We start from the raw sequence: 5,602 nt of genomic DNA, 5'->3' as shown, positions 1-5,602 counted from the left end.
ATAGTGGCGGTTCTCGGGAAAAAGACCAAACTCTTAACCAATTATTAACCGAAATGGATGGTTTTCATAAATCTAAAGGATTGATCGTTATCGGTGCTACCAACCGAAAAGATATGCTAGATTCAGCTTTACTTCGTCCCGGCAGGTTTGATCGTCAATTTACTGTTGGTTTACCTGATATTAAAGCTCGTGAAGCTATTCTTAAAGTCCATGTTAAAAATAAAAAACTAGATCCATCGGTTGATTTAGAACAAATAGCTAAACAAACGCCTTCTATGAGTGGGGCCAATTAGACTCTGTTTTAAATGAAGCTTCTATTTTAACAGTTAGAAATCAAAAAGAAACGATTCACATGTCGGAACTAGAAGAAGCGATTGATCGTGTTTTAATGGGTCCAGCGAAAAAATCAAGAAAATATGATGAAGAAGAAAAGAAAATGGTAGCTTATCATGAAGCAGGTCATGCTGTGATTAGTTTAAAATTAAAATATGCGCAAAAAGTACAAAAAATAACCATTATTCCTAGAGGAAATGCGGGTGGATATAATTTAATGCTTCCAGAAAAAGAAACTTTCTTTTCTTCTAAAAAAAGAATGTTAGCTAATATTATCTCTTATTTAGGTGGAAGAGCGGCTTAAGAATTAATCTTTAATGATGTTTCTAATGGGGTTTATGGAGATTTTAAATCGGCGACCCAAATAGCGACCCAAATGGTGACCAAATTAGGAATGTCTGATTTAGGGTCTATGAAAAACGATAATAATTCTTTTGTACGTAATGAAATAGTAGAAAAAGAAATTAAAAAAATCATCGATGAATGTATGGAAGAAACAAGAAAAATCATTAAAGAAAATAAAGATTTATTAGATAAAATAGCTCATATTTTGTTAAAACAAGAAACTATCGTCAAAGAACAATTAGAACAAATAGTTAATCAGAACAATTGAAACATATAATACAAACATAAAAAAAAGAACCCTTAAAAGGGTTCTTTTTATATTGAGAAAATTTTTATCAAATAAAGATTATTTTTAGTATAAAGAAGTAATAAAAGTTTTATTTTAATAAATACATTAAAATACTGCCAGCAACATTAACATTTAAACTTTCTACCGAAGAAGTGTCAATATTAATAAAATAAGACGAAAGATCTTTGACTTCTTGAGAAATACCAGACCCTTCATTCCCTACCACTAAAGCTCTTTTTTTATTTTTTAAAAATTCTGGGTTTAATTCTTTTAAATCAATAGTTTTTTCATTAACAGAAGAACTGAAAATATAAGTGTTATCTGTTTTTAAATTGTTTAAAAAAGAGATGGTATCGCCTCTTTCTAAGAATAAATTAAACAAAGCTCCTTGGGTAGCGGCGATAACTTTTTCATTATAAAAGTCAACGCTTTTATCGCTGAAAAAAACATGTTTAAAACCGAAAGCACTAGCGCTTCTTAATAATGTACCAGTGTTTCCAGGGTCTTGAACATCATCTAAGACTAAAATTTTATCACTTTGCAAAACGTTTTTTTTCATTTGACAAACTGCTACTTGAGAATATAAAATTTTATTTTTATTTAATTCTCTCATTAAGTAATCTTCCATCAGAACACCTTCGTGTTGGTCGGTATTAGTGGTATAAAGTTCTAAAACAACCCCGCTTTTTAAAGCTTCTTCAACTAAATGCTCACCAAAAACTAAAAATTCTTGGTATAAATCACGATATTTTTTTAAAGCTAATTTTTTTAATTTTTTAAATTTAGGATTTTTTTTAGATAAAATCACGTTTATTTTCTTTCTTAGATATATTTTTTTTAATCAATCAAATTACTTCGGAGCAAGAAGAGTGTTTTGCCTTTCTTGAATCATTTTTAACAATAAAGTCCAAGGCATACTGGCGCATTTAAATTTACCAGTAAAATGGGTCGCATTTTCTAAAATATGTAATTCTTCTTTTAAAACTTTTTTATCAAAAGGTTTATTTTCTAATAAATTAAGGAAATGATTGATTTGTTCGATACTTTCTTCTAAAGTGGTATTTTTCAAATGAATAGACATGAGCGAAGCGGAAGCAACTAAAATAGAACAACCTTGTAATTCGTATCTAATATTAACAATCTTATTCTTTTCCAAAGCAACTTGAAGAGTTATTTCATCACCACAAGAAACGTTTTTCTGTTGAGATAGGTAGGCATGAGGGTTATTTTTTTCTAACCCTATATTAGCGGGATTTTTATAATGTTTTAAGATTAATTGACGATACAATTCTTGTTTAGACATCACCAAAAGAACTCTTTCTTTTCCAATAAATTAAAAGACTATTTTTTAATTAAAAACGATTAAAGCTTTAAATTTATTTTTTTTAGTTAATAAAACGTATTTATCATATAAAACATCTTTAGAACTTAAAAGATAATCTACTTGTTTAACAGGATTTTTAAAAATTTTCACTGATCCTGAAGAAATGATTTTTTTAGCTTCGTTTTTAGAAGCAGTTAGTTGGGTTTGTACCAAAGCGTCCGCTAAAGGCAGATAAGTATTAGTTTGCACAGTTACTAAGTGTTTTTGCAATAACACAAAATCTTCTTTTTGAAAAACATGTTTTTTAGAGAATAAAATCTCGTTAACTCGAAAACATTCTTTAAAAACCTCTTCTCCGTATAAAAAAGTAACAATACTTTTAGCTAATTCTTTTTGAGCTTTTCTTTGTTGTGGATTTTGTTGAACCTCTTCTTCTAATGATATAATAAAAGTTAGTTTTAACAAAGTTAAAGTTTTTAAATAATTAACTACATCATTATCAGCCGTATTTAAGAAATATTGGTAAATTTGATAAGGACTCGTTAATTTTTGGTCTAACCATAAAGTATTTTTTTCACTTTTGCCAAATTTAACCCCTCGACTATTTAACAATAAAGGGATACTCATACCGACTGGTTTTTCTTCTAGGGTTTTTTTTTCTAATTTACGAATTAATTCTAAACCGCTGGTAATATTGCCCCATTGATCAGAACCACCCATTTGTAGTTTAATTTGTTTATTTTTGTATAATTGATGAAAATCTAAAGCTTGTAAAATCATATAAGAAAATTCCGAATAAGAAATTCCTGTTTTCAACCTTTTGGCTACTGTGTCTTTAGCGATCATATAATTAACGTTGAATAATTTACCGTAAGTCCTAAAAAAGGTAATAAGATCTATTTGAGAAATCCAATCATAATTATTAACAAATGCCACTTTATGAGGGGATAAAATGTTAGTTAGTTGTTTTTGAATTTGCTCTACATTATGATAAATCGTTTCTTTAGAAAGTAAATTTCTTTCTTCAGTTTCTTTAGGATCACCGATTAAACCAGTCGCTTGCCCGATTAAAATAAACGGAATATGACCTTTTTGTTGTAATAATAAAATAGTTGTAATTTGCACTAAATGACCTACAGTTAAAGAATTCCCAGTAGGATCAAAACCGCAATAAAAATTAATAGATTCGTTATTTAACATCTCTTCTAATCTTTTCTCATCGCTACAATCTTTTATTAAATTACGCCATTTTAGTTCTTGAAATAAAAGCATTATTAACTCCTTTAAATGATTTTAAAAAAAAATAAATTTCTTATATAACTTAAAAAACGAGATTAAAATAATCTCGTTTTTTCATGATTCAAAATCTTTTTTTATTAAATTATTTCTTAAAATTAAAAAAATTATTTTCTTTCTTTAATTCTAGCAGCTTTAGCTGAAAGTTTTCTAATGTAATAAAGTTTAGAACGTCTTATGATTCCGCGACGAGTTACTTCTATTTTTTCATATAAAGGTGAATGAATTGGGAAAATTCTTTCTACTCCTATGCCAGAATAAACTTTTCTTACAGTAATGTTTTCAGAAATATTACTGCCTTGACGTTTAATAACTAACCCTTCAAATGTTTGAATTCTTTTTTTGTTACCTTCTTCAATTTTAATGTAAACTTTTACAGTATCACCTGGTTTGAAATCAGGAACAATTTTTAAATTGTTTTCGTTAATTGAATTTAGTAATTCTTGTCCTTTTAAATTCATGATTTTCTAATTTCCTTTATAAAATGAATCATCATCTCAATCTTTTTTATTGATTTTTTGATTTTTAGTTTCTTTTTTAATTTCTTCTAATAATTGCTTTTGTTTCTCGTTTAAAGTGATTTTTTCTAATAAATCCGGTCTTTTTAAAAAAGTGTTTCTTAAACTTTCTTTTTCGCGCCATTGAATAATGTTTTTATGATAACCTGATAAAAGTATATAAGGAACTGATTTGTTTTGATAAGTTTGCGGTTTAGTGTATTGAGGATATTTCAATAAACCATTTTGATGAGAGTCGTTTAAATAAGATTCCTTTTTAATGACATCAGGAACTAATCTCGCAATAACGTCTATAAAAACTGTAGCCGCTATTTCGCCGCCAGTTAAGACGTAGTCGCCAATGGAAATTTCTTCATCCACATAATCTAAAACTCTAGCATCTACACCTTCATAATTACCACATAAAATCACTAAATGAGAAAAATTTTGGACATATTCAACAGCTTTTTGTTGAGTCAATACATTCCCTTGAGGAGATAATAAAATTACTCTACTTTTAGAATAAGTTTTTATCTGTTGAAGAGCGTCGTAAAAAGGAGGAAATTTCAACAACATACCTACATCTCCACTGTAAGGAATATCATCTATTTGATTGTGTTTATTATTGCTATATTTTCTTAAATCGTGAATTTCAAACTCAATTTGTTCGTTAATTTGAGCCCTTTTAATAATAGAATTGTTTAAAAAACTATCAAAAAAAGAAGGAAAAATAGTAATAATATCAAATTTCATATTTATAAAAGCCTTTTTTGCCAACTTACATCAACAATTAACCTAAAATATATTATATTTTAGGTTAGGAAAAATATTGATTTTACGCTTGTTTATTATTGTTTTTGTATTTTTTCAATAAATTTTGAACAGTTTTTGTAGGCTCTCCACCGACTGAACGCCATTTATCAATTTTCTCAACATCTAAATTAATTAAATTTTTGAATGGTTCATAAGTTCCTAAAATCTCTAAAAATTTGCCATCTCTTTTATTTTTGGAAGTTATAGCAACTACACGATAAAAAGGTTTTTTATGAACACCAAAACGTTGTAAACGAATTTTAACTGACATTTTTTATTCCAAGCCTACTTTCTTTAAAAATACTCTATCTCATTAATTATAAAATAAAAAACCATATCTGTCAACAACTTAAATATAATAAATAATAATATTATTATAATAAGTTTTATTGTTTATTATATTTAAGTTTTTCATATAAAAAACTTTTTAGATATTTTTTTATTTATATTTATTACAAATAATATTATAAAGCAAATTATCTGTTTTTTTTAAGATTTATGTTATAAAACGTCATTTTTCTTTTATCTGAAAGTGTTTTATATATTAATTAAGTGAAAAAGTTTAATTGAGAATGTTTTTGGCTAAAAAGATATGTATCCTGAATCATTTGAGGTGTTCCAAAACTTTAGACACTTTTTATTTTTTAAAAATTCTTTAAGACTAACTATTAAGTTAGTCTTTTTTTCTTTTCTAAGACTAAAAAA

At 26.8% G+C, this 5,602-nt stretch carries 7 protein-coding genes and 1 pseudogene; 2 read left to right on the top strand and 6 right to left on the bottom strand.

Annotation, left to right across the window (positions count from 1 at the left end; translation table 11 throughout):
* A partial coding sequence (locus tag RI01_RS03875) for an AAA family ATPase (protein WP_235728182.1) occupies positions 1 to 293 on the top strand: 293 nt, incomplete at its 5' end.
* A gap of 59 nt (positions 294 to 352) precedes the next feature.
* Positions 353 to 946 (top strand): annotated as a pseudogene (locus RI01_RS03870) (hypothetical protein).
* Positions 947 to 1,055: 109 nt separating this feature from the next.
* On the opposite strand, the gene RI01_RS01800 reads toward RI01_RS03870, so the two are convergent.
* From RI01_RS01800 to rpsP, 6 genes are all read right to left on the bottom strand, one after another.
* The gene (locus RI01_RS01800; protein ID WP_017192950.1) at positions 1,056 to 1,775 is read right to left on the bottom strand and encodes an RNA methyltransferase; all 720 of its coding nucleotides are present in this window, start codon (positions 1,773 to 1,775) and stop codon (positions 1,056 to 1,058) included.
* 42 nt (positions 1,776 to 1,817) lie between these two features.
* Positions 1,818 to 2,270: a Fe-S cluster assembly sulfur transfer protein SufU gene (sufU, locus tag RI01_RS01795; RefSeq protein WP_017192949.1), complete on the bottom strand. Its 453-nt coding sequence runs from the start codon at positions 2,268 to 2,270 to the stop codon at positions 1,818 to 1,820.
* A 45-nt stretch (positions 2,271 to 2,315) separates the two neighbouring features.
* Positions 2,316 to 3,563 (bottom strand): tyrosine--tRNA ligase, encoded by a 1,248-nt coding sequence (gene tyrS / locus RI01_RS01790; protein ID WP_017192948.1) that lies wholly within the window; start codon positions 3,561 to 3,563, stop codon positions 2,316 to 2,318.
* A gap of 131 nt (positions 3,564 to 3,694) precedes the next feature.
* Positions 3,695 to 4,048, bottom strand: coding sequence for a 50S ribosomal protein L19 (rplS, locus tag RI01_RS01785; RefSeq protein WP_017192947.1), 354 nt, complete (start codon positions 4,046 to 4,048; stop codon positions 3,695 to 3,697).
* Positions 4,049 to 4,084: 36 nt separating this feature from the next.
* Entirely contained in the window at positions 4,085 to 4,837 is a 753-nt protein-coding gene (trmD, locus tag RI01_RS01780) for a tRNA (guanosine(37)-N1)-methyltransferase TrmD (protein WP_017192946.1), read from the bottom strand.
* An 82-nt stretch (positions 4,838 to 4,919) separates the two neighbouring features.
* Positions 4,920 to 5,168 carry a 30S ribosomal protein S16 gene (gene rpsP / locus RI01_RS01775; protein WP_017192945.1) on the bottom strand — a complete coding sequence of 83 codons (249 nt, stop codon included), beginning with the start codon at positions 5,166 to 5,168 and terminating at the stop codon, positions 4,920 to 4,922.
* Positions 5,169 to 5,602 lie beyond the last annotated feature (434 nt).

It is taken from the genome of Italian clover phyllody phytoplasma str. MA1, assembly GCF_000300695.1.
GTDB lineage: Bacteria > Bacillota_I > Bacilli_A > Acholeplasmatales > Acholeplasmataceae > Phytoplasma.
This window is presented reverse-complemented; position numbering and strand designations above follow the sequence as displayed.